Origin of the sequence: Clostridium acetobutylicum ATCC 824 (assembly GCF_000008765.1) — a bacterium.
Classification (GTDB): Bacteria; Bacillota; Clostridia; order Clostridiales; family Clostridiaceae; genus Clostridium_S; species Clostridium_S acetobutylicum.
Window position 1 is genome coordinate 1,958,722 of sequence record NC_003030.1, and the last position, 25,238, is coordinate 1,983,959.

The window sequence follows — 25,238 nt, forward strand, 5'->3', positions numbered from 1 at the left end:
TGGAGGAATATTATGAAAATCATAGTACAAAAATTTGGGGGAACATCTGTATCTACGCCAGAAAGAAGATCTTTTGTTGTACAAAAGGTATCGTCGGCTATTAAGGAAGGCTATAGTCCTATTGTTGTTGTCTCAGCAATGGGAAGAGCAGGTGAACCTTATGCTACCGATACTCTTTTATCTCTTATTGACAATGATTTTAAGGAAACAAATAAACGGGCTTCAGATTTATTAATGTGCTGTGGTGAAATTATAAGCACTGTAATAATGAGTAATGAACTTAAAAGAGCAAAAATAGCGGCAATTCCTGTAACAGGTGGCCAGGCAGGTATTATAACAGATGATGAGTATAGTAATGCCTCTGTTAAAAAAGTAAATCCTGAAAATCTTTTAAAGCTTTTATGTCATAATGAGGTTCCTGTTGTAGCTGGATTTCAAGGGAAAAGCCAAAATGGTTTTTTTACAACTTTAGGGCGAGGTGGAAGTGATGTAACTGCCTCTCTAATTGGATGCGCAGTTAATGCAGAAAAGATAGAAATATATACAGATGTAGATGGAATCATGACTGCAGATCCTAGAATTGTACAAGATGCAGCTTTAATAGAAACTATAAGCTATAACGAGGTATTTGAGTTTGCAGAACAAGGTGCAAAAGTAATTCATCCAAGAGCTGTTGAAGTTGCAATGAATGGCAATATACCACTTATAATAAAAAACACTCTAAATGATTGCAAAGGCACTCTAATAAATAGAGAAGGAGATAGTTTAAATAAAAATCTTATAACTGGTATAACTTCTCTAAGTGGACGAGTTCAAGTAACAACAAAATTTAAGGATTCTAAAATAAAATCAACAGAATTTCTAAGTTTATTAGGAGAAAGAAATATAAATATAGATTTGATAAACGTGTTTCCTAAAGAAAATATATTTACTATAGATAAAAAAGATTTAAATAAACTTAAAGATACACTCATAAAAACTAAAGTGCAATATTATTTAGAAGATGATTGTAGTAAAATTGCTATTATTGGAAATAGAATTTGTGGTGTGCCTGGTGTTATGGCAAAAATTTTAAAAGCTATTACAAAAGAAGGCATAGAAGTACTTCAAACTGCTGATTCACACACAACAATATGGTGTCTTGTAAAGTCCAATGTTAGAAATAAAGCCATCAATGCGCTTCATAGAGAGTTTAATTTAAATAATAAGTAATAAGTAGTAAGTATACTTTATGTAAACCTGCACACAATAATTATAGTGCAGGAGGGATTTAAATGAATGATGAGCAAACTTCAAATAATAACAACAATACTAATGACAATGTTAATAATGATAACGTTACAAACACCGAAGCAGGAAGTGAATTAGAATTTATACAAATTATTGGTCAAATCGAAGGACATGGGATATTATCTTCTCAAACAAAAACAACAAAATATGAAGAAATTATTCCTCGACTTATGAATGTAGAGTATAACCCAGAAATAAAGGGTGTTCTTATAATACTAAATACAATTGGAGGAGATGTTGAGGCTGGTCTTGCTATAGCTGAAATGATAAGAAGTTTAAGCAAACCAACAGTATCTCTTGTTATCGGAGGAGGACATTCAATTGGAGTTCCTCTCGCCACCTCATCAAATTACTCCTTTATTTCACCAACAGCTACTATGATAATACATCCAATAAGAATGAATGGTCTTATTATAGGTGTACCTCAAACTTTTCAGTACTTTAATAAAATGCAGGAAAGAATATCTGAATTCATAGTTAGAACTTCCAAAATAAAAAAAGAAACCTTAACAGAGCTTATGCTAAAAACGGATGAACTTTTAAATGATATGGGAACAATTCTAATAGGAAAACAAGCAGTAAAGTATGGTTTGATTGACAGTGTTGGAGGAATAAAAGAAGCTTTAAGCAAACTTAAGGAACTTATAGAAGACAGTACACCATAGGTGAGTTATCCCTATGGTTACTATAAAAATTAATAATAACGTACATATTATATTAGAGGTGATATATTTGCCAAGGAATAAACAATATAAAAAAAATAAGCAAGATAAAATTTCTGAAACTACTTTAAACAGTGACATAGCAGGTATATCGATTTTTGCCTTTGGAGCATTTGCCGCAGTAAGTATGTTTTTTACCAGTTTTACAGGAATCATTGGTAATGGTATGAAGAAACTTTTATTTACACTTGTAGGCATAGGTGCATATATATTTCCTATATTATTGATGTTTATAGGTGTTTGTTATTTGATAAAAAAAGGAAAAATAACTTTTAGTAAAAGATTTTACGGAGTTAATATAATTATTATAAACACCCTTATGCTTATACAAATGCAGAAATTATCCTTGTACTATAATGGTAATATTTTAGACGGAATAAAGAAAATATATGAATCATCTGATACATTTCATGGAGGGGTAATTTCTTATATTCTTGATGTTCCAATATATAAACTCTTTGGTAAAGGATACTTTGTGTTATTTATAACTCTATACATTATATCTTTTCTTTTGGTTTCTGAAAAATCGGCAGGAGAAATTATAAGAGAAAATCTTAAAAAGAAACCTTTAAAGAAAACTAAGCCTTCTGTAGATGAAACTAAAACTATGGATTATGAAAATGATAATAAAGATAAGGATGAAACTTTAGCCAAAAAGATTAGTAGTAAGATAAAAATTGTTGATTTTATGAAAAATGAGGGAAATGTAGATAGTAATAAGGGACAAGCATTAGAGGAAATTGCGGTGTATGATTCTGCAGAAAAAAATGAGAATGAAAGTAAAGTAATAGGTGCTGAACTTGAAGATGCTATAGGACAAACCTCCTCCAATAATTCTGATATAACCTATGAGTTTCCTCCAATTAGTTTATTGAATGTGAACGAGACTTCTAAACTAAAGAAGAGCGACAAAAAGGAATTATTATCTAGTGCAGAAAAACTTACTGAAACCTTAAATAGTTTTGGTGTAGATGCAAAAGTTATACAAGTTTCAAAAGGTCCTTCTGTAACAAGATACGAGCTTCAACCTAGCGCTGGAGTTAAGGTTAGTAAAATAATTAACCTCTCAGATGATATAGCATTAAATTTAGCTGCTTCAGGAGTTAGAATTGAAGCTCCAATACCAGGAAAATCTGCTATAGGTATTGAAGTTCCAAATAAAGATTTAACTGCTGTTTTTTTAAGTGAAGTAATACAATCAGAAACTTTCTCAAACTCAAAGTCAAATTTAGCTTTTGCATTAGGTAAAGATATAGGTGGAAATTGTGTTGTTACTGATTTAACAAAAATGCCGCATCTTTTAATAGCTGGTGCAACTGGTTCAGGAAAAAGTGTATGTATAAATACTCTTATAATAAGCTTACTTTACAAATGTGCTCCAACAGATGTAAAGCTTCTTATGATAGATCCTAAGGTAGTTGAATTGAGTGTTTACAATGGTATTCCTCATCTTCTAATTCCAGTTGTAACTAATCCTAAAAAAGCAGCAGGTGCATTAAATTGGGCAGTAAATGAAATGACTAAAAGATATAAACTGTTTGCTGAAAACAATGTTAGAAATATAGAAGGATACAACGATTTATATACTAAAAATAAGGTTGAAAGTAAACTGCCATGGATTGTTATAATAATTGATGAGTTGGCAGATTTAATGATGGTTTGTCCAAATGATGTTGAAGACTATATAGGAAGACTAGCTCAAATGGCTAGAGCAGCTGGTATGCACCTTGTAATAGCTACTCAAAGACCATCTGTTGACGTAATAACAGGGGTTATAAAGGCTAACATTCCATCTAGAATTTCTTTTGCAGTATCTAGTCAAATAGATTCGCGTACTATTTTGGATACTTCAGGTGCAGAAAAGCTTTTAGGAAAAGGAGATATGCTTTTCAATCCAGTTGGAGAATCTAAGCCAATTAGAATACAGGGAGCCTTTATAAATGAGGAAGAGGTTGAAAGAGTTGTTGGTTTCATAAGGAATGAAAGTACTGAAACTCAATATAAAGAAGAGATAATAGAGCAAATTAATAGTAATGTTTCAAAATCTGAGGGCGATGAGGATGAACTTTTAGAAGAAGCATTAAAAATAATTATAGAAACAAAACAAGCATCAACATCACTTATACAGAGAAAACTTAGAATTGGGTACAATAGAGCTGCAAGAATAATGGATCAATTAGAGGAAAAAGGTTATATATCTGCAAAAGATGGAACCAAACCTAGAAATATTTTGGTAGACAAGGATGATTTATAAAATTTACATTAAATAATTTAAAAATCCTTGTTAAATTGTTTGTAAAGTAATAAAATATAATTTGTATTTAACGTGTCACTAGGAGGAAAAACTTTGGATAAATTAAAATTTGGTTTAGTTAGTTTAGGTTGTGATAAAAATAGAGTAGATAGTGAAATCATACTTGGTTCTATGAATAGAGATTATGAAATCGTAAATGATCCTAGAGAAGCTGATGTAATTCTTGTGAATACTTGTGGGTTTATAGAATCTGCCAAGCAGGAGTCAATAAATACAATACTTGAAATGAATAAATATAAAGAAAAGTATAATTGCAAAATGCTAATTGCAACTGGCTGCTTAACCCAAAGATATGGTAAAGAATTAAAAGAACTTGTACCTGAAATTGATGCTATACTAGGAGTAAATGATTATAAGAGTTTGGATGATGCTATAGAGGATTTTTTTAATTTAGGAAAAAAAGATATCTACTGTAATTATAGTGATCAATCTATAAATGAAGGAAAAAGAATTATAACTACAGGTGAATATTCATCTTATGTTAGAATCTCAGAAGGATGTAATAATTCTTGCTCTTATTGTATAATACCAAAAATTCGAGGAAAATATAGAAGTAGACAATTTGAAAATATTATTGATGAGGTAAGAGAATTATCGGAGAACGGAACAAAAGAAGTGATTCTTATAGCTCAAGATACTACTAGATATGGTGTAGACTTATATGGAAGAAAGAGGCTACATGAGCTATTAAAAGAAATGTCATTAATTCAAGGTATTGAATGGATAAGAATCATGTATTGCTATCCTGAAGAAATAACAGAGGAACTTATAGAAGAAATAGCCTCTAATGAAAAAGTGTGCAATTATATAGATATGCCTATTCAACATATAAGTGATAATATTTTGAAAAATATGTTTAGAAAAACAAGAAAATCGGAGATATTAGATAAAGTTGAAAAAATAAGAAAAAAAGTGCCTAATATAGCCATAAGAACATCTCTTATAGTTGGTTTCCCTGGAGAAACAGAAGGTGATTTTAATGAATTATGTGATTTTGTAAAAGATGCTAACATTAATAATCTTGGAGTTTTTAGATACTCAAGAGAAGAAGGAACAAAAGCGGCATTAATGCCAATGCAAATAGCTGATACGGTAAAAGAAAAAAGAGAAGAAGATATAATGCTTATTCAACAGCAGGTATCTAAAAATTTAAATGCTAAAAAGATTGGCAAAGTTTACAAAGTTATAGTTGAGGGGTTTAATGGTGATTATTGGTATGGTAGAAATTTCGAGATGGCTCCTGAGATAGATGGTAAAGTTTTTTTTAAGTCTCAATCGGAGATTAAAGTTGGAAGCTTCATTAATATAAAAATCACAGAGAACCTAGAATATGATTTAATAGGGGTTGTGTATAATGAATTTAGCAAATAAATTAACTTTAATGAGGATTTTTTTAGTTCCTGTTTTTCTAATATTCATTGTAGTACGTCAGATTCCATATGGAAGAAGTATAGCTACAGCTATTTTCATAATTGCTGCAATAACGGATAAACTGGACGGCTATATAGCAAGAAGTAGAAATCAGGTAACTAAATTTGGTAAGATAATGGATCCACTTGCAGATAAGCTTTTGGTATCTTCTGCACTGATAGCTTTAGTAGAATTTCATGTAATACCAGCATGGATTGCTATTGTAATAATAGCTAGAGAATTTGCAGTAACAGGACTTAGGAGTGTTGCAGCAGGTGAAGGAATTGTAATTGCTGCAAGTTGGTGGGGAAAAATCAAAACCTTTATTCAAATAGTGACAATAATATTTGCACTTTTATTCATAAATTTAAGGAAAAATTACGATTTTAGAAAATTTGTAGATCAATTTGCTTTACTTAGCAACCATTCTGCTCAGGTAGAGAAATTTTTAAGATATGGTACGGATATAACACTGGCTATAGCCTTTATTGTAACTCTTATTTCAGGAATAGATTACTTTTACAAGAATAGGCATGTATTTATAAATGATAAATAATGATTTATTTTGCATAAAATGGATATAATATATTAAAAAGGTTCCTTATTTAAGGGACTTTTATTATATTATATTGACAAATTAATAAATTACTATATAATTATATGTATAGAACAAATGTTCGAGAGAAAGGTTGGTGAACCCTTAAGGGATATATATGGATAATGAAAAATTAAAAGCCATTGATGCGGCTATGAGTCAGATAGAGAAACAATTTGGAAAAGGCGCTATAATGAAACTTGGTGAGCAAGACATCTTAAATATTGATGCAATTTCAACAGGATGTTTATCTTTAGATATAGCACTTGGAATAGGTGGAGTTCCACGTGGAAGAGTAGTTGAGATATATGGACCTGAATCATCAGGTAAAACTACAGTTGCACTTCATATATTAGCTGAAGCCCAAAAGAAGGGTGGAGCTGCTGCATTTATTGATGCCGAGCATGCTTTAGATCCTCAATATGCAAGAGCTTTAGGAGTAGATATAGATAACTTAGTTGTATCTCAACCAGATACTGGTGAGCAGGCACTTGAAATTGCTGAAGCACTTGTTAGGTCAGGTGCAATTGATGTAATTGTTGTAGATTCTGTAGCAGCACTTGTACCAAAAGCTGAAATTGAAGGTGAAATGGGAGATTCTCATGTAGGTCTTCAGGCAAGACTTATGTCACAAGCTCTTAGAAAATTAACAGGTTCTATAAACAAGTCTAAATGTATAGCTATATTTATAAACCAACTTAGAGAAAAAGTTGGAATAATGTTTGGAAATCCTGAAACTACTCCTGGAGGAAGAGCTCTTAAGTTTTATGCTTCTGTAAGAATGGATATAAGAAAAATAGACACTATAAAACAGGGCGAAGAAATGATTGGAAATAGAGTAAGAGTAAAGGTAGTTAAAAATAAAGTGGCTCCTCCATTTAAACAAGCAGAATTTGATATTATGTATAATGAAGGTATATCTCGTGAAGGAAATATAGTTGATGTAGGAGTTAAAGAAAATATCATCCAAAAAAGTGGTGCATGGTTCTCATATGGTGATATAAGACTTGGTCAGGGAAGAGAAAATGCTAAATTATTCTTTAAAGAAAATATAGATATTAGATCTGAAGTTGAAAATAAAATAAGAGAAAAGTACGATTTACCTATACAAAAAGTTAAAAATGAAAAGCCAAAGATTGAAAAAGGAACTGAAAATAATACAAAATAAAAGGAAGGTTGTAGTATTGCTACAACCTTCCTTAATAATTTCTTGTAAACTCTTTAATAATACTATATCTTGACATAACCAATAAATTAATATACAATTATCTCATATACAAATACTGGTTTAGCATATTCAAATGGTTGCCAATTGAATAATATGACACCTTTTCATAGCTTCATTAATTTTACTTTATAATTCAGCAATATAAGCAAAGGGGTGTTTTAGGCAATGAATAATACTAATAAATTAATAATTACTATAGTTTGTTTAGTTATTATAATAACTATAGTTGAAATGTATATCAGAAGAAAATATGCTTGGGCTAAAATTTCTAAGGCCGAAGAAGATGCAAAGAAAATAAAAGAAGACGCAAAAAGAGAAGCCGAGACACTAAAAAAAGAGGCTACTTTGGAAGCTAAAGAAGAAGCACATAGGCTAAGATCAGATCTGGATAAAGAAACCAGAGAAAGAAGAAATGAAATTCAAAGACTTGAAAGAAGGAATCTTCAAAGAGAAGAGACCTTAGACAAAAAAAATGATTTGCTTGAAAAGAGAGAAAACGGTCTTAATGAACGTGAAAACTCAATACAAGAAAGGCAGAACACTATAGAACAGCTCTATAAAGAAGAACGAGAAAAGCTAGAACAGCTTTCCGGTTTGACTTCTGAAGAGGCAAAAAATTTACTTTTAGAAGAAGTTAATAGAGAAATTAAACATGAAAAATCTATAATGATTAAAGAAGTAGAACAAAAAGCTAAAGAAGAAGCAGACAAAAAAGCAAGAGAAATTATTACGTATGCTATTCAAAGATGTGCAGCTGATCACGTTGCAGAATCAACAGTTTACGTTGTATCTCTTCCTAATGATGAAATGAAAGGTAGAATAATAGGTAGAGAGGGTAGAAATATACGTGCAATTGAAACCCTTACCGGTGTGGATTTGATTATAGATGATACTCCAGAAGCTGTTATTTTATCAGGATTTGATCCAGTAAGAAGAGAAGTTGCTAAAGTTGCTCTTGAGAAGCTGATACTTGATGGAAGAATTCATCCTGCTAGAATTGAAGAAATGGTTGAGAAGGCAAAAAAAGAGGTTGAAAATAATATTAAAGAAGAAGGCGAACAGGCTACTTTCGAGACAGGTGTTCACGGTTTACATAGTGAGTTAACTAGACTTCTTGGAAGATTGAAGTATAGAACCAGTTATGGGCAAAATGTTTTAAAACATTCCATAGAGGTATCTTATCTTGCTGGCTTTATGGCTGCAGAGCTTGGAATTGATCCAACTTTTGCTAAAAGAGCTGGTCTCCTTCACGATATTGGTAAAGCAGTAGATCATGAAGTTGAAGGACCTCACGCTTTAATAGGTGCAGAAGTTTCTAAAAAATATCATGAACTTCCTCTTATTGTAAATGCAATAGGAGCTCATCATGGTGATGTAGAGCCACAATCATTAGAAGCTATTTTAGTTCAGGCAGCAGATGCCATATCAGCAGCTAGACCTGGAGCAAGACGTGAAACATTAGAAGCATACATTAAGAGATTAGAGAAATTAGAAGAAATAGCTAATTCTTATGAAGGTGTAGAGAAGTCATATGCCATTCAGGCTGGAAGAGAAATCAGGATTATGGTTAAACCAGAAACAGTTGACGATGCGGGTTCAATAGAGATGGCAAGAGGTATTGTTAAGAAGATTGAAGAACAATTGGAATACCCTGGTCAAATCAAAGTAAATGTTATTAGGGAAACTCGCGCAGTTGAATATGCAAAATAAAACCAAAAATTAGATTCAAATGGAAAATCCTTTCAATATAAAAATTGAAGGGATTTTTGTTTTTAAAAAGTTTTTTTATCTTTTCCATTTTTTTAGGAGGAATTTTTTATTATATGTAGAATTATATACCTATACAAATAAAAAATATATAAATATAAAAAATTATACTATTTATTTACTAACTTAGGAGGGTTATTATGGAAGTATTAAAAGTTTCAGCAAAATCAAATCCAAATTCTGTAGCAGGAGCTTTAGCAGGGGTTTTAAGAGAAAGAGGTGCTGCCGAAATACAAGCTATAGGAGCAGGAGCAATTAATCAAGCAATTAAGGCAATAGCAATAGCAAGGGGATTTGTTGCACCAAGTGGAATTGATCTTGTATGTATTCCAGCTTTCACTGACATTGACATAGATGGGGAGGAAAGAACAGCGATTAAACTTATAGTTCAACCTAGATAATAATTTAGATTTTTTAAAGAGACTTTGAATTTTATAAAGTCTCTTTTATTTATGATAAAAATGTGTTAAATTATTCTTTGAAGATAATTTTTTGGAGGAATAATATGAAAAAAATTGACGTAAAAGCTATGATTGCACTTATGAGACCAAAACAATGGACAAAAAATGTTTTTGTTTTTGCAGCAATTATATTTTCTAGAAGGTTTACAAATACAAACTTACTTTTAAATAATCTAATTATTTTTCTTGTATTTTGTTTCACTTCTTCTAGTGTATACATTTTTAATGATATAATAGATGCAGATAAGGACAGACAACACCCAGACAAAAAGAATAGACCAATAGCTAGTGGAAAAGTTACAAAAACGCATGGAATAATTTTAGATATAGTAATTCTTTTATCACTTTCAATTATTACATATAGAATTGACATAAAAATACTTGCAGTAATTTTAATCTACGTTGTAATGAACATTTTCTACTCTTTTAAATTAAAAAATGTAGTAATAATAGATGTTATGATAATAACTGCTGGATTTGTTTTAAGGGTTGAAAGTGGAAGTATAATATCAAAAGTAGAATTATCTCCATGGCTCATCTTATGCACTATACTACTTTCTCTATTCTTAGCATTAAACAAAAGAAAAGGTGAAATAATAGCACTAAAAGAAAAAAGTACTACAACAAGAAAAATACTTAAGGAATATTCCATAGATTTAATCGACAAAATGCTTACTATAGTTACACCATCAATATTAATTGCATACTGTTTATACAGCTTTAGTTCCGTGCAGGGTAAGAGTATGATGATTACAATTCCTTTTGTATTATATGGTATATTTAGATACCAATATTTAATGGAAAAAGAAAATGCAGGTGCAAAGCCAGAAGATGTTTTTATTAAAGATAAACCTTTTTTAATAAACGTTATTTGTTGGTGCATAACAGCAATAGTAGTGCTTTATTTTAAAATATAAGTTTATAATTAAAAATATAAATGAGTTTGGAGGAAATAATAAATGAATTTTTCTAAGAAAGCCGGACAAATAGCAGCTTCCATAACATTAGAGATAACCGCAAAGGCTGATGAAATGAAAGCAAATGGAATAAATGTAATAGGATTTGGTGCTGGACAGCCAGATTTTAATACCCCAAAAAATATAAGAGATGCAGCTATATATGCTATAGAAAATGGGTATACTAAATATACACCTGTTTCAGGAATCAAGGAACTAAAAATGGCTATATGCGATAAATTTAAAAGAGATAATAATTTAAACTATTCTTTATCTAATATTATAGTTTCAACTGGAGCTAAACAATGCTTATCAGATACATTTTCAGCATTATTAAATCCAGGTGACGAGGTTATATTAAGTGCACCATATTGGGTAACCTATCCTGAACTAATAAAATTAAATGATGGTATTTCTGTAATTATAAATACTACAGAAGAAAATCACTTTAAACTATCAGTTGATGACTTAGAAAATGCGTATACAAGTAAAACTAAAGCTATACTTATAAATAGCCCTTCAAATCCAACAGGAACAGTATATACAGAAACTGAGCTTAAAGCTATAGCTGAGTTTGCAAAAGAAAAGGATTTATTCATTATCTCTGATGAAATATATGAAAAATTAATCTATGATGGTGAGAGACATGTAAGTATAGCTAGTTTAAGCCAGGATGCTTTTAATAGAACAGTTGTTATAAATGGTATGTCTAAGTCCTACGCTATGACAGGATGGAGATTAGGCTATGCTGCTTCAGGATCATCTGAATTTATAAAACTAATGTCCCATATACAAGCTCATACTACATCAAATGCAAATTCTATAACTCAATATGCAAGCGTAGAGGCGTTAAATGGACGCCAAGAAGAATTACATTCAATGGTAACTGAATTTGAAAAAAGAAGAACTTATATGTCTAAAAGAGTTAACAACATAACTGGAATACACTGCTTGTTGCCAAAGGGCGCTTTTTACGTGATGATGAATATAAGCAATCTTTTTGGGAAAGAAATAAATGGAGTAAAAATAAATAATTCTGTAGATTTTTCAAAAGAACTTCTTAGCGAAAATAAAGTTGCTGTGGTTCCTGGTACAGGTTTTGGGAATGACAACTATGTAAGATTATCCTATGCAACATCAATGGACAATATAGTTAAAGGACTTGATGAAATAGAGAACTTCATAGGAAAATTACGCTAAAAGAAGCTTATATGCTTTGATTTTTAAATAAATGGTATTTTTCTTGAACATGCTATTAATTTATGTTATACTGTAAAAAGCTTGTTATGAGCTTTTTATAGTAATATTAATTTTAGAGGTGATTTGTATGGTAACTAAAAGCGTTGTTGTTAAAAGTTCAACTGGTTTACATGCTAGACCAGCAACTTTACTTGTAAAAAAAGCATCAGGTTTCAAATCAGATGTAACTATGGAATTCAATGGTAAAAAAGCTAATGCAAAAAGTCTTATAGGTGTTTTATCATTAGGAGTTTCAAAAGATAGTAATATTAAGTTAATCGTTTCCGGTGATGATGAAGCTTTAGCAGCTGAGGAAATAGTTAAATTAATCGAATCTTTAGATGAGTAAAAAATCAACTAAAAAACAATGAAATTTAATTTTCATTGTTTTTTTTATTTATTCTAGCTCAAAATTATCATATAGAATCGATAAACACGAACAAAAATATTATATTTACCTAAAATATATGTTATAATATAAACGAATTTAATAAACCTAATATTTATGTACGGAGGTATAGTATGAGAAATACTTATGAAACACCACTTAATACAAGATATGCATCTAAAGAAATGAGTTATCTTTTTTCTGATGATATGAAATTTAGAACATGGAGAAAACTTTGGGTTGCTCTAGCAGAAAGTGAAATGGAATTAGGACTTAATATAACTAATGAGCAGATTAACGAATTAAAAGCTCATATTGATGATATAAACTACGACGTTGCACAAGAACGAGAAAAAATAGTAAGACATGATGTAATGAGTCATGTATATGCTTATGGCGTTCAATGTCCATCAGCAAAGGGTATAATACATTTAGGTGCTACATCCTGCTATGTTGGAGATAATGCTGATATTATCATAATGAAGGAAGCCCTTATACTTATAAGAAAAAAACTTCTTAATACAATACACCATTTAAGCAAATTTGCTTTAAACTATAAATCTCTTCCTACACTTGGATTCACTCACCTTCAACCTGCTCAGCTTACTACTGTGGGTAAAAGAGCAACCTTATGGATACAAGATTTAATGATAGATTTAGAAAATCTTGATTTTGTAATAGAAAATTTAAAATTAAGAGGTGTTAAAGGTACAACAGGAACTCAAGCAAGTTTTATGGACCTTTTTAATGGAGACCAGGAAAAAATTAAAACCCTTGAGAAAAAAGTAGTTGAAAAAATGAACTTTAAATCGGCATATGATGTAACGGGTCAAACTTATCCTAGAAAAATAGATTCTATAGTACTAAATACACTTTCAGAGATTGCTCAAAGTGCTTATAAGTTCAGTAATGACTTGAGAATACTTCAAAATATGAAAGAGATGGAGGAGCCTTTTGAAAAAAATCAAATTGGATCTTCAGCAATGGCTTATAAGAGAAATCCTATGAGATCTGAAAGAATAAGTGCTCTATCAAGATATATAATTGTAAATTCACTTAATCCTGCTATTACTGCGGCAACTCAATGGTTTGAAAGAACACTAGATGATTCTGCAAACAAAAGAATTTCTGTAGCAGAAGCTTTCCTTGCGCTAGATGGTGTTTTGAATCTTTATATAAATGTATCGTCCAATATGGTAGTATATGAAAATGTAATAACAGCTCATGTTAAGAGTGAACTTCCTTTTATGGCAACAGAAAATATTATGATGGAAGCTGTAAAAAAAGGTTGCGACAGGCAAGAACTTCATGAAAGAATAAGAAAACATTCAATGGAAACAGCTAAAAGAATTAAAGCTGATGGATTACCAAATGATTTAATAGAAAGAATAAAGAAAGATTCTTATTTTAAATTGACAGAAAAAGAAATTGATGAAATAATAGATCCAAATAAATTTGTAGGTAGAGCCCCATATCAAGTAGAAGAATATATAATCAATTGTGTAAAGCCTATTTTAGTTAAGAATAAAGATATTGTAGGTATAGAAGTTAGTATTGATGTTTAAAATATTTACACATCATTGGTAAAAGTATATAATAAATTAGGAGAAATATTTTCCCAAATTATTATATGCAAAGGGTGACTATATGTTTAAACAAAAAAAAATTATTTTTATTGCTATTATAGTTATTTTTATTTTTTCTGGTTGCTCAAGTTTGCAAGATAAATCCAAGAATCAAGTAAAATCCAAAAACTTAACTTCTTCAACTAAGAAAAAAGTTAAAAAAGCAAAGGAACCACCTAAACCCAAAGTTTTTAAGTTAGGTTCTAGCGGAAGCGATGTAAAAAGCATTCAAGACAAACTTAATAATTATGGCTATGCTATTACGGCCGATGGAAAATTTGGTCCTTCAACTGATTGGGCTGTAAGAGACTTTCAATATAAACATAATATAGCTATGGATGGAAGCGTTTCTGATCAAACAATGAATTTACTAAATCAAACGCCAACTGACGCAACTAGAGTAAATTCCGTTATTCAGCCAGATCCTAACCCAGATGTACAATCACTAAAAGCTGCAGCAGAAAATTTAGCTAATTCTAATGATACACCTACTTATACCAAGTTCTTTATAATTACATCGCTAAAAGAGCAGAGGGTATATGTGTTTAACGGTGATCCTCACAACTGGAAGTTAATAAATACCTTTCAGTGTACTTCAGGAGCATCTGATACGCCTACTATAACAGGTCGTTTCTATGTTCAAGGTAAAGGTTTAGCCTTTAAAACAAGTAACGATGTAATTTGTAAGTACTACACTCAAATTCAAGGAAATTATTTATTTCATAGTATACTCTTTGATAAAAATGGAAATGTAGTAGATGGAACTTTAGGTGCTTCACTTTCTCATGGCTGTATTCGACTAGCTGTGCAAAATGCAAAATATATATATGATACATTACCAATGGGAACAGGAATATGGATATACTAAAACAAATAAGATGCATATCTTTAAGTATGTATCTTATTTGTTTTTAATTTATTTTTCAATATTAATTGGGGTAATAAGATGGTATAATATATATAGTAAAAGTAGGTTAAAATAATAATTTGATCGATAATTGGAGTTGTGTATTATGTCTTTAAAAACTTCTTTTGATGAAAATATAAAACAAAAACATAAAATTGAAAAACCCAAAATGTATAAAGTAATACTACATAATGACGATTATACTACAATGGAGTTTGTAATTGAAATCCTCATCAATGTATTCAATAAAGTCCCTGCCAATGCAGTTAAGATAACTTTTGATGTACACAAAAATGGAATAGGAATAGCAGGAGTTTATCCATATGATATTGCGGCAACAAAAATAAATGAGGTTAAGAAATTAGCTTACAAGAATGGATATCCATTGAAATTGACTATGGGGGAGGTATAGAACTTGAAATTAGATGAGATTGTAAATGAAATTATTACAGCAGCATATAGTGAAGCAAAATTTGATATGCATAAATATTTTACACCTGAACATATTTTATATGCTTCGCTATTTTATAATGATGGAATAAATATAATAAAAAACACAGGCGGTTCTGTTGAGGGTTTAAAGAAGCAGCTAGAAAAATATTTTATGAAAAATGTTGAGAAACTAGAATCAGGAGATCCAACTCAAACTGTTGGTGTTGAAAATATAATAAATCAAGCAGCTAATCATGTTTTAACTAGCGGAAAGGACTACGTAACTATAGGTGATATATATGTAGCCATTTATGACGATAATGCATCCTTTGGAAGCTATTATTTAAAGCAACAGGGTATTACTAGGCTTAAGCTTTTGAATTATATTACACATGGAATATCAGCTGTAAACGATAGTGATGAGGATGATATAGAGCCTTTGCCAGAAAATGAATACTTATTTGATGATTATCACGAAGATGAAGTTTGTGCTATTGATAAATATACAGAGGATATTACTGAAAAGGCAAAAAATGGCCTTATAGATCCACTAATAGGAAGAGAAGATATACTAAAAAAGACACTTCAAGTTCTGTGTAGAAGGAGAAAAAATAATCCTATTCATGTAGGAGAACCTGGAGTTGGAAAAACAGCTATAACTGAAGGACTTGCAACTTTAATAGCTGAAGATAAGGTACCGACTGTTTTAAAGGGAAGTAAGATTTATACATTAAACATGGGAACAATGGTTGCTGGAACAAAATATAGGGGCGACTTTGAAGAAAGAATAAAAAATGTATTAAATGAAATTTCAAAATGTGAAAAACCAATAGTATATATTGATGAAATTCACACCATCATAGGTGCTGGTGCTGTATCTGGCGGAACAGTTGATGCAGCTAATATATTAAAGCCATACTTTACAGATGGAAAAATAAAATTTATAGGATCAACTACCTATGATGAATATAAGAAAATATTTGATAAAGATAGAGCATTGTCTAGAAGATTTCAAAAAATAGATGTAGGGGAACCAACAATTAATGAAACCTATGACATACTTATGGGGATAAAAACCAGATATGAACAGTTTCATAATGTACACTACACCAATGCTTCACTTAAAGCTGCAGCCGCTCTTTCAGCAAAATGCATAAATGATAGATTTTTACCCGACAAGGCAATAGATGTAATTGATGAGTGTGGTGCATTTGCTGAAATGAATAGGAAAGATACTGAGAAGGTTTATATAAATGTGAAAGATGTAGAAAATGTAATTTCATCTATATCAGGCATACCAGTAAAAGACTTATCCAAAACACAAATAGAAAAGCTTAAAAATCTAAAAAAGAATCTGAAAAGCAAAATATTTGGTCAAGACAAAGCTTTAGAGTCTATAGTCCAATCAATAAAAAGATCAAGTGCTGGTTTTAACGATGAGAATAAGCCAGTAGCAAGTTTTCTTTTTGTAGGTCCTACTGGTGTTGGTAAAACAGAAATATCAAAACAATTAGCAGAAGCTTTGAATATAAAGCTAATAAGATTTGATATGAGTGAATATCAGGAAAAACACACTGTAGCGAGATTAATAGGATCTCCTCCGGGTTATGTAGGATATGAAGAGGGAGGACTTTTAACAGATGCAGTTAGAAAAAACCCATATTGCATACTACTTCTTGATGAAATTGAAAAAGCTCACTCTGATATTTTAAATGTACTTCTTCAAGTTATGGATTATGCTACTCTAACAGATAACAGTGGAAAGAAAGCTGATTTTAGAAATATTATACTCATAATGACCTCTAATGCAGGAGCTTCAGAGGTAGGTAAAAATAAAGTTGGTTTTGGTAATAGAGTAGTTGGTGAGGATAATATCGATAAAGAGGTTTCTAAAATATTCTCTCCTGAATTTAGAAATAGACTTGATGATATAATAATATTCAATAAAATGGATGAGGATATGGCTATACGTGTTGCTAAAAGATCCCTGGATGAATTCCAGCAGAAGCTAAATAAAAAGCATATAAAAATTAAAGTTACTGATGAATGCTATAAATGGATTGCGTCTAAGGGATTAAACTCAAATTACGGTGCAAGAGAAATCCTAAGAGTGATACAAGAAAAAATTAAACCTTATTTTATAGATGAGGTTCTTTTCGGAAATCTCACTAAAGGAGGAGAAACATTAATAGACGTAAAAGATAATAACATAAAATTTGAAAGTATAGATAAGTAAGCAGATTTTCTAAGCGTTGACAATTAAAAAGAATTGTACTATAGTATAATTACTATTTAGTGATAAAATTTCATATTATTTCTTATCAAGAAGGTGGAGGGACTGGCCCTATGAAGCCTGACAACCGGCAAATGTACGGTGTTAATTCCTGCAAAACTTATTTGTTTTGAAAGATAAGAAAACAGCTTATTAATTAATGAGTATGTTAATAATCCGTTTTTCTTATTGGAAAATGGATTTTTTTTATATATTAAAATTTAAACTAGGACGGTGAAAAAAATGCCTATAAAAATACCTGATAATCTTCCAGCAGCAAAAACTTTAAATGAAGAAAATATATTTTTTATGGATGAGGATAGAGCCTATCATCAAGATATAAGACCTCTTAATATTGTTATAGTTAACCTTATGCCAACAAAGATAGTAACAGAAACTCAAATATTAAGGCTAATTGGAAATTCGCCTCTTCAGGTTAATCCGACCTTTATTCATACACAAACTCATAAATCACAAAATACTTCAAAGGAACATTTAATTAAATTTTACGAAACCTTTGAAGAGATTAAAAACAATAAATTTGATGGCATGATAGTAACAGGAGCTCCAGTGGAGACACTTTCCTTTGAGAATGTTGATTATTGGGAGGAACTATGCAGAATTTTTGATTGGTCAGTTACTAATGTAACCTCAACTATACATATATGTTGGGGGGCACAGGCCGGTTTATACCATCATTATGGGATACCTAAATACGAGCTTCACGAAAAACTATTTGGAGTATTTAAACATAACCTTACTGAAAGAAATATAAAATTGACACGAGGTTTTGACGATGAATTTTATGCTCCGCACTCGAGACATACTTATGTAAAAAGAGAAGATATTAAAAAGAATCCTAGCCTAAAGATTTTAGCTGAATCTGATGAAGCAGGAGCATATATAGTTGCATCAGAAAACGGCAAAAATATCTTTGTTATGGGACATGCAGAATATGATGGTGATACATTAAATCTAGAATATATTAGGGATAAAAATCAAGGTATGAATATAAAAATCCCTAAAAATTACTTTAAAGATAATGATCCAGAGAAGGGACCTATGGTTACTTGGAGAGGTCATGCTAATCTTTTATTCTCTAACTGGCTTAATTATTATGTATATCAGGAGACACCATTTGAACTATAGAATTATGAGAGTAAAGTATTATTAAAACATAGAAAGTGTGTTATTATGAAAATCGGTAGACTACTAGGGATTTTAAATATACTTGCTAATACTGATAGAGCCACAGTACAAGAATTATAAGAAAGATTTGAAGTTTCTAAGTGTACAATTCTTCGAGATCTGGATATGTTGAATGAGTCAGTGATTACAATTATTACATATTCAGGACTTATTCGGCCTCATAAACTTGTTTTTAAGCAGTTATATTATATTTATACGCTTATAAGCAAGAGTTCCGTTTATTTAAAATCAATATAATTGCTACCTATAAAATTATGGATGCAAATTTCAATTGTAAAGCTGTTAAAAAAATAGATTTTAGAAAAGATTTTGCTATTGGTTTGTTTTCATCACAAGATCAAAAATCATCGTTTAAAGTTATAGAACCACTTGAACTAAAAAAATTAATAAAAACTCGAATAAAAGGAATATATAACCTCTACAAAGATGACATATAGGTGTCATCTTTTTCGTTATTATACTGTAAGTTATTATCCCAAAAATTTTGATATGTTGTTACTGATTGGAGGCTATGCTTGGATGAAACAGAAAAATAATGTTATTTATCCTATTGTTGAGTATGCCATTCAACATAACATTCCGTTACCAACAATTTCATTGAAAAGCAAGCAGTTTACGATGATTCAGGTATAATAATTGCAAATGGTACAGCTTCTTTAGAATTTGCTAAGGAAATTATATTATATTTGAATATTAAAACTAGAGAAAAAGTTTATGAAATGTATCTATATAATAAGCTGAATAGTTAATTAAAAAAACTTATAGGTGATGCTAAGGAAAATGGATTTTATTATAGTGGAAATGCTATAATAAAATAGTTGGTTATATTTGTGACTTTTAACATATGACAACTACATGAAAGTAATAAATTTAAAATTGAGTATAAAAATTGGAATTAATAGATTGATTTTGAGTCAAGGATGGATTGTATTTAAAGCCATATAAGCAATCTTTAGAACAGGGGAAAATAGTTGTGAAGGAAGCTTTTTCAAATACTATTTTACTTTACATAAGGAGTTGATAACTATGATAAATAAAATCTTACTTCAAGATGTACTAGAAGCGTCTTTAGAAAAGGGTGCAGACTTTGCAGAAATATTTGTAGAGGATACCATTTCAAATGATTTATTTATGAGTGCGTTAAAACTAAAAAAATCCACTACAAATAGAGTATTTGGAATTGGCATAAGAATAATTAAAGGATTAAAAAGCGTATATGCTTATACAAATTCTACAGATAAGGAAACTCTCTTAAAAACAGTTAATGAAGCCTCATTGGCACTAGGGGATTTAAAACTAAATAAATCTATAACACTAAAAGAAAGATTGAATTTAAATATTCATCCTATAATATATGTTCCATCATCAGTCAGTACCTTAGATAAAAAAGCTATAATTGAAAGAGCATCTGTTTCTGCAAAAAACTATGATAAATCTATAGTTCAAGTAGAAGCTACTTATAAAGATTCTGATCAAAAAATAATAATTGCTAATAGCTTGGGACTATACACTACAGATAGAAGAGTACATTCAAGAATGACTATAACATCTATAGCAAGTAATGGAGTTGAAAATCAAACTGGATACATTGCACCAGGAAGGAGCATGGGGATTGAAATGTTTGATACAATAAGTCCTGAAAAGTGCGGATTAGACGCCAGTCAAATGGCAATAACTATGTTAAATGCCAAACCATGTCCTTCAGGAAAAATGACTGTTGCCATAGAAAATGGTTTTGGTGGTGTCATATTTCATGAAGCCTGTGGGCACGCACTAGAAGCCTCATCTGTATCAAAAAACCTCTCTGTGTTTTCAAATAAATTAGGAGAGAAAATAGCTTCTAGTAAAGTTACTGCTATAGATGATGGTACGATAAAAAATGCATGGGGTTCAATAAATATTGATGATGAAGGCAATCCATCAGAAAAAAAGGTACTAATAGAAAACGGAATATTAAAATCGTATATGATAGATTACTTAAACGGGAAGAGAATGGGAGTTAAAGCTAATGGCAGTTCAAGAAGAGAGTCCTATAAATTTGCACCTACCTCTAGAATGACAAACACATATATAGCAGCGGGAGAGGATGAATCTTCAGATATTATAGCTTCTATAGATAATGGACTTTATGCTAAAAGAATGGGTGGTGGCTCCGTTAATCCTATAACAGGTGAATTTAATTTCTCAGTATTAGAAGGGTATCTTGTGAAAAACGGTAAAATAAAAGAGCCAGTAAGAGGTGCAAGTTTAATAGGAAAAAGTACGGAAATATTAAACAATATAGATATGGTTGGAAAAAATTTATCTTTAGGTTCAGGTACATGTGGAGCAGCAAGTGGTAATATTCCTACAAACGTTGGTCAGCCTCTTATAAGAGTATCAGAAATAACCGTTGGAGGGCGTTAAAATGGATATAGAAAAATTTAAAGAGAAATTAATAGAAGAAGCAAAGAAAAACGATATATCTTCTTATGAATTATATTATGAGTACAGCAACAACTTAAACATATCTAGCTATAATTTAGACATTGACAATTACTCTGTAAGTAAATCTTTTGGTATTAGCTTTAGAGGTATATATAAGGGAAAATTAGGTATGGCATCTACAGAAATTTTAGATGATGAATCTATAAATCTTCTTATAAAGGCTGTAATCGATAATGCTTTAAGCAATGATAGTACAGAAAAAGAAATAATTTTTGACGGAAAAAATCAGCATTATCATAAAGTGGATACTTTTAATGAAAATTTAGCATCGATACCCTCAAAAGATAGACTATGCCTTTGTCTTAAACTTAGTGAAAAGGCCCAAAATTATAACTATAGTTCTAACTTTAAGTTGAAAGCAGTTATGGCAGAGGTTAATTATACAGAAAAGAAATACGGAATAGTTAACTCAGAGGGATTGAATTTAAATTACAAATCCAATCATGAAGCATCCATTTTAGAAATAGTTCTAAATAAAGGAGAGGAGACTAATACGGATTACGCTTATGCCTTTTATAAGAACAGATCTGATTTAAATGAAGATGAACTTGTAGAAAAAGCCATAAAGAATACTATTGATAGATTTGATGGTAAAACTGTAGTCTCAGGAAAATATAAGGTTGTAATAAAAAACTCCACCTTTGCACTTATGCTTAGAACCTTTTGGGAAGTTTTTAATGGTGAAAATGTAAACAAAAATCTCTCTTTATTAAAAAATAAATTAGAAAAAGTCGTTGCCAGCAAGGCATTAACGCTTATTGATAACCCACTTTTAAATGCAATGAATTCAAAACCTTTTGATGCAGAAGGGGTAGCAACAAAAGAGAAAAAAATTATAGAAAAAGGGGTCTTAAAAAGTTTCTTTCATAATATAAAATCAGCAGAGGAAAGTGGGACCTTTAGTACAGGGAATGCATCAAAAGCAAAATATTCATCATCTATATCAGTTTCACCAACAAATCTTTATATAGAAAAAGGTTATAAAAACTTTGACGAAATACTAGCTTATGTAGAAAACGGACTTCTAATAAATGATCTTCAAGGAACACATTCTGGAGCTAATGTCGAAACTGGTGATTTTTCTCTTTCTGCCAAAGGGATGCGTATAGAGAATGGAGTTTTAACAGGAGCTGTTGAGCAGATAACTATTTCAGGAAACTTTTACACCTTACTTAAAAATATAGAAGAAGTAGCAGACGATCTTGAATTTTACTTGCCAAATTCAACAGGATACTTTGGAAGTCCTAGTGTAGTTATAAAAGAAATTTCTGTATCAGGGGAATAAAAATACAAATGGTAAGAATAATATTTATCTATTTTTACCATTTGTATTTTTTTTAATTTCCAGTAAAGTAGAACCCCTAAAGGCATATAGTTGATAATAGCTATCACTTGATTATCAATAAAATCAAAAGAAGAAGGATTTTTACTTAAATATATATTTAGGTTTTTTAAATAGATTTATGTTTATGTACCTAAATATGATTTTTCAAAAAGTTTTTTGATATTTTTTAATATAAAAGCATATATAAAACTTATTAAAAAAAGAAGGATTTTCCCCCTCTTTTTGTAGAATATTTATTCCGTAAAATAGGAATTTGACGAAGTAACGGAGGTTTTTTATGAAATATTCACTAAAACAAATAAACGATCCAAGTTTACCAGTATCACTCAAACAACTTTTTTAAACTATTTAAGAACTATTAGGGCTAAATCTGAGAGAACTATCTATAACTACAAAATAGATTTAATTCTGTTTTTTAGATTTTTAAAATTATACAGAGGCTTATCAAAAGATGCGGATTTCGAAGATATTGTAATAAATGATATTGATAGTAGTTTCTTAGATTCTATTACACTGGAAGATCTGTTTGCTTTTTTAAGTTTTACAGAAGAGTTTAGAAATAACGGAAGCTATGCAAGAGCTAGAAAAATCGCAGCACTAAGATCCTTTTTTAAATACATTTCAGGAAAAGCTAAAATAATAAAGGAAAATCCAACTTTAGAGCTAGAATCCCCTAGCCTTCCTAAAAGAAATCCTATTTATTTAACCCTTGAAGAAAGTCAAGCGCTTTTAAATTCAATAGATGGTCCTTTTAAAGAAAGAGACTATTGCATAATAACATTATTTTTAAATTGCGGTCTTAGATTATCTGAACTAGTAAGTATTGATATATCAAAAATAAAGGGTGATACTTTAACTATTTTAGGAAAAGGAAATAAAGAAAGAACGATATATTTAAACGAAATGTGCCTAAAAGCTATAGAAGATTATATACCTGTAAGAAATCAAAAAGCTTCATCAATAAAAATTGAAGATAAAGATGCCCTTTTCATAAGTAGAAAACTCACTAGAATAAATCAAAGGACTATTGAACTAATGGTTAAAAAATATGCTTTAAAAGCTAATTTAGATTATGAAAAACTCACGCCTCATAAATTAAGGCATACAGCTGCTACTTTGATGTATAAGTACGGAAATGTAGATATAAGAAGTTTACAGCAAATACTAGGACACGAAAGTGTATCTACCACACAAATATATACTCATATAGATGATGAAAATTTAAGAAAAGCTGTAAAATCAAATCCCCTTAATAACGTAAAGTAATTACGTAATATATATTATGTAAACTAATATATATAGAAGAGAAGATGATTACAAAAATCACCTTCTCTTCTACTTATTAAGTCTATCCTTTTTAAGTGCAAATAATCCTGGCGATGTTTCATTTATAAATTTTTTTCTCTTATCCTCGTTATTTAATATCTCATTTAATCCATCTACATCTTCTATAAATTCAATTTCAATTTCCTTGTGCTCACCATCTTCTACATAATTATCATCGTAATCATTCAAAATTTCTTCTTCTAGAATAGCTTCTGCATTAACGGGATTTTCGTCATCTATTATATTGTCGATAAGTATAGATCTAGTTTTTGCGTTATCTGGATTAAGGCACCTTCCACAATTGTCGCATATTTTATCTGGATTCAAATCACATTTATCACATTCACCACAATTAGTACATTTCTTATTTTCATCTAATACACAAATCTTATCCATAAAAAACTACCCTTCTTTAGAGTTATTTAATACAATAAAGTACATTGTACCAAATAATTTACTTCATTTCAAGTGATAATAGAAAATATCATTTTAGAGTTATCTATTTTTCATAATACCATTAAATTCTTTCAAACAGAACATAAGTTTGCATACTATCTTGTATTATGCTATAATTTAATGTAATAATTACTATAAAAATTCTTGCGGGGTGTGTAAAGTGGCTACGGATAAGATTACAAGAGACGTGCAAAGTGAAATATATGAATTTATAAGGCAAGAAGTCCTAGATAAAGGGTATCCACCTTCTGTCAGAGAAATATGTGCAAAAGTTGGCTTAAGCTCTACTTCTACAGTACATGGCCATCTTTCAAGACTTGAAAAAAAGGGTCTTATAAGACGTGATCCAACTAAACCTAGAGCTATAGAATTGATAAAAGATCCTATATCTAAAAGAGAAATGATTGATATTCCCATAGTTGGAAAAGTTCAAGCAGGTCAGCCTATTCTTGCTGTTGAAAATATAGATGACTATCTTACAATTCCGTTAAACTTTGTAAGAAATACTAATGATCTTTTTATATTAAAAATCAGCGGAAACAGTATGATTGAGGCCGGCATATATGATGGAGATTTAGCTATTATAGAAAAAACAAACTATGCTCAAAATGGAGATATTGTTGTAGCATTAATAGAAAATGATGCTACAATAAAAAGGTTCTTTAAAGAGAAGGATAAAATAAGACTTCAGCCCGAAAATCACACAATGGATCCAATTATAGTTGATAATTGTGAAGTAATAGGAAAATTGGCCGGAATTTATAGAAGATATTAAAAATAAGCTGCTTTATTCAAACTAAAGCAGCTTA

The 25,238-nt window shown here is 30.3% G+C and carries 20 protein-coding genes, 1 pseudogene and 1 riboswitch; of the genes and pseudogenes, 20 read left to right on the forward strand and 1 reads right to left on the reverse strand.

Annotation, left to right across the window (positions count from 1 at the left end; translation table 11 throughout):
- Window positions 1-12 precede the first annotated feature (12 nt).
- The 19 genes and pseudogenes from dapG (at window position 13) to CA_RS09490 (ending at window position 23,913) form a co-directional block, all read left to right on the forward strand.
- A complete protein-coding gene (gene dapG, locus CA_RS09395) occupies window positions 13-1,212 on the forward strand; it encodes an aspartate kinase (RefSeq protein WP_010965116.1) in 1,200 nt (399 codons plus the stop codon).
- 62 nt (window positions 1,213-1,274) lie between these two features.
- Entirely contained in the window at window positions 1,275-1,955 is a 681-nt protein-coding gene (locus tag CA_RS09400) for a ClpP family protease (protein ID WP_010965117.1), read from the forward strand.
- Window positions 1,956-1,968: 13 nt separating this feature from the next.
- The gene (locus tag CA_RS09405; RefSeq protein ID WP_010965118.1) at window positions 1,969-4,266 is read left to right on the forward strand and encodes a DNA translocase FtsK; all 2,298 of its coding nucleotides are present in this window, start codon (window positions 1,969-1,971) and stop codon (window positions 4,264-4,266) included.
- A 93-nt stretch (window positions 4,267-4,359) separates the two neighbouring features.
- Window positions 4,360-5,697, forward strand: coding sequence for a 30S ribosomal protein S12 methylthiotransferase RimO (gene rimO, locus CA_RS09410; RefSeq protein WP_010965119.1), 1,338 nt, complete (start codon window positions 4,360-4,362; stop codon window positions 5,695-5,697).
- Window positions 5,681-6,292, forward strand: a complete 612-nt coding sequence (gene pgsA / locus CA_RS09415; RefSeq protein WP_010965120.1) for a CDP-diacylglycerol--glycerol-3-phosphate 3-phosphatidyltransferase — start codon at window positions 5,681-5,683, stop codon at window positions 6,290-6,292. The genes rimO and pgsA overlap by 17 nt, the downstream gene beginning before the upstream one ends.
- Before the next feature lie 157 nt (window positions 6,293-6,449).
- Complete coding sequence (recA, locus tag CA_RS09420) at window positions 6,450-7,499, forward strand: recombinase RecA (RefSeq protein ID WP_010965121.1); 1,050 nt, start codon at window positions 6,450-6,452, stop codon at window positions 7,497-7,499.
- 225 nt (window positions 7,500-7,724) lie between these two features.
- A complete protein-coding gene (rny, locus tag CA_RS09425; RefSeq protein WP_010965122.1) occupies window positions 7,725-9,269 on the forward strand; it encodes a ribonuclease Y in 1,545 nt (514 codons plus the stop codon).
- 197 nt (window positions 9,270-9,466) lie between these two features.
- Window positions 9,467-9,727 (forward strand): stage V sporulation protein S, encoded by a 261-nt coding sequence (locus tag CA_RS09430; protein ID WP_010965123.1) that lies wholly within the window; start codon window positions 9,467-9,469, stop codon window positions 9,725-9,727.
- 113 nt (window positions 9,728-9,840) lie between these two features.
- Entirely contained in the window at window positions 9,841-10,704 is an 864-nt protein-coding gene (locus tag CA_RS09435; RefSeq protein ID WP_171779443.1) for a decaprenyl-phosphate phosphoribosyltransferase, read from the forward strand.
- A 42-nt stretch (window positions 10,705-10,746) separates the two neighbouring features.
- On the forward strand, window positions 10,747-11,943 hold the full coding sequence (locus CA_RS09440) for a pyridoxal phosphate-dependent aminotransferase (protein ID WP_010965125.1): 1,197 nt from the start codon (window positions 10,747-10,749) through the stop codon (window positions 11,941-11,943).
- Between the two features lie 127 nt (window positions 11,944-12,070).
- The gene (locus tag CA_RS09445; protein WP_010965126.1) at window positions 12,071-12,331 is read left to right on the forward strand and encodes an HPr family phosphocarrier protein; all 261 of its coding nucleotides are present in this window, start codon (window positions 12,071-12,073) and stop codon (window positions 12,329-12,331) included.
- 173 nt (window positions 12,332-12,504) lie between these two features.
- Window positions 12,505-13,935 carry an adenylosuccinate lyase gene (gene purB, locus CA_RS09450; RefSeq protein WP_010965127.1) on the forward strand — a complete coding sequence of 477 codons (1,431 nt, stop codon included), beginning with the start codon at window positions 12,505-12,507 and terminating at the stop codon, window positions 13,933-13,935.
- 82 nt (window positions 13,936-14,017) lie between these two features.
- Window positions 14,018-14,863 (forward strand): L,D-transpeptidase family protein, encoded by an 846-nt coding sequence (locus CA_RS09455; RefSeq protein WP_010965128.1) that lies wholly within the window; start codon window positions 14,018-14,020, stop codon window positions 14,861-14,863.
- A gap of 145 nt (window positions 14,864-15,008) precedes the next feature.
- The gene (locus tag CA_RS09460) at window positions 15,009-15,314 is read left to right on the forward strand and encodes an ATP-dependent Clp protease adaptor ClpS (protein ID WP_010965129.1); all 306 of its coding nucleotides are present in this window, start codon (window positions 15,009-15,011) and stop codon (window positions 15,312-15,314) included.
- Window positions 15,315-15,317: 3 nt separating this feature from the next.
- Window positions 15,318-17,570, forward strand: a complete 2,253-nt coding sequence (gene clpA, locus CA_RS09465; RefSeq protein WP_010965130.1) for an ATP-dependent Clp protease ATP-binding subunit ClpA — start codon at window positions 15,318-15,320, stop codon at window positions 17,568-17,570.
- Between the two features lie 79 nt (window positions 17,571-17,649).
- Window positions 17,650-17,750, forward strand: a riboswitch (SAM riboswitch).
- A 99-nt stretch (window positions 17,751-17,849) separates the two neighbouring features.
- Window positions 17,850-18,755, forward strand: a complete 906-nt coding sequence (metA, locus tag CA_RS09470; protein ID WP_010965131.1) for a homoserine O-acetyltransferase MetA — start codon at window positions 17,850-17,852, stop codon at window positions 18,753-18,755.
- A gap of 1,086 nt (window positions 18,756-19,841) precedes the next feature.
- Window positions 19,842-21,221: a TldD/PmbA family protein gene (locus CA_RS09480; protein ID WP_010965134.1), complete on the forward strand. Its 1,380-nt coding sequence runs from the start codon at window positions 19,842-19,844 to the stop codon at window positions 21,219-21,221.
- 1 nt (window position 21,222) lies between these two features.
- Window positions 21,223-22,587 (forward strand): TldD/PmbA family protein, encoded by a 1,365-nt coding sequence (locus CA_RS09485; protein ID WP_010965135.1) that lies wholly within the window; start codon window positions 21,223-21,225, stop codon window positions 22,585-22,587.
- 337 nt (window positions 22,588-22,924) lie between these two features.
- Window positions 22,925-23,913, forward strand: a pseudogene (locus CA_RS09490) (tyrosine recombinase XerC).
- 69 nt (window positions 23,914-23,982) lie between these two features.
- On the opposite strand, the gene CA_RS09495 reads toward CA_RS09490, so the two are convergent.
- Window positions 23,983-24,369 carry a Zn-finger domain-containing protein gene (locus CA_RS09495; RefSeq protein ID WP_010965136.1) on the reverse strand — a complete coding sequence of 129 codons (387 nt, stop codon included), beginning with the start codon at window positions 24,367-24,369 and terminating at the stop codon, window positions 23,983-23,985.
- 220 nt (window positions 24,370-24,589) lie between these two features.
- On the opposite strand from CA_RS09495, the gene lexA reads away from it, so the two are divergent.
- Window positions 24,590-25,204 carry a transcriptional repressor LexA gene (gene lexA / locus CA_RS09500; protein ID WP_010965137.1) on the forward strand — a complete coding sequence of 205 codons (615 nt, stop codon included), beginning with the start codon at window positions 24,590-24,592 and terminating at the stop codon, window positions 25,202-25,204.
- Window positions 25,205-25,238: the final 34 nt, after the last annotated feature.

What these genes read in the sequence shown, in the direction of transcription:
- dapG (WP_010965116.1), top strand. Translation starts at nt 13, where the DNA reads ATGAAAATCATAGTACAAAAATTTGGGGGAACATCTGTATCTACGCCA.
- CA_RS09400 (WP_010965117.1), top strand. Translation starts at nt 1,275, where the DNA reads ATGAATGATGAGCAAACTTCAAATAATAACAACAATACTAATGACAAT.
- CA_RS09405 (WP_010965118.1), top strand. Translation starts at nt 1,969, where the DNA reads ATGGTTACTATAAAAATTAATAATAACGTACATATTATATTAGAGGTG.
- pgsA (WP_010965120.1), top strand. Translation starts at nt 5,681, where the DNA reads ATGAATTTAGCAAATAAATTAACTTTAATGAGGATTTTTTTAGTTCCT.
- recA (WP_010965121.1), top strand. Translation starts at nt 6,450, where the DNA reads ATGGATAATGAAAAATTAAAAGCCATTGATGCGGCTATGAGTCAGATA.
- rny (WP_010965122.1), top strand. Translation starts at nt 7,725, where the DNA reads ATGAATAATACTAATAAATTAATAATTACTATAGTTTGTTTAGTTATT.
- CA_RS09430 (WP_010965123.1), top strand. Translation starts at nt 9,467, where the DNA reads ATGGAAGTATTAAAAGTTTCAGCAAAATCAAATCCAAATTCTGTAGCA.
- CA_RS09440 (WP_010965125.1), top strand. Translation starts at nt 10,747, where the DNA reads ATGAATTTTTCTAAGAAAGCCGGACAAATAGCAGCTTCCATAACATTA.
- CA_RS09445 (WP_010965126.1), top strand. Translation starts at nt 12,071, where the DNA reads ATGGTAACTAAAAGCGTTGTTGTTAAAAGTTCAACTGGTTTACATGCT.
- purB (WP_010965127.1), top strand. Translation starts at nt 12,505, where the DNA reads ATGAGAAATACTTATGAAACACCACTTAATACAAGATATGCATCTAAA.
- CA_RS09455 (WP_010965128.1), top strand. Translation starts at nt 14,018, where the DNA reads ATGTTTAAACAAAAAAAAATTATTTTTATTGCTATTATAGTTATTTTT.
- CA_RS09460 (WP_010965129.1), top strand. Translation starts at nt 15,009, where the DNA reads ATGTCTTTAAAAACTTCTTTTGATGAAAATATAAAACAAAAACATAAA.
- metA (WP_010965131.1), top strand. Translation starts at nt 17,850, where the DNA reads ATGCCTATAAAAATACCTGATAATCTTCCAGCAGCAAAAACTTTAAAT.
- CA_RS09480 (WP_010965134.1), top strand. Translation starts at nt 19,842, where the DNA reads ATGATAAATAAAATCTTACTTCAAGATGTACTAGAAGCGTCTTTAGAA.
- CA_RS09485 (WP_010965135.1), top strand. Translation starts at nt 21,223, where the DNA reads ATGGATATAGAAAAATTTAAAGAGAAATTAATAGAAGAAGCAAAGAAA.
- CA_RS09495 (WP_010965136.1), bottom strand. Translation starts at nt 24,369, where the DNA reads ATGGATAAGATTTGTGTATTAGATGAAAATAAGAAATGTACTAATTGT.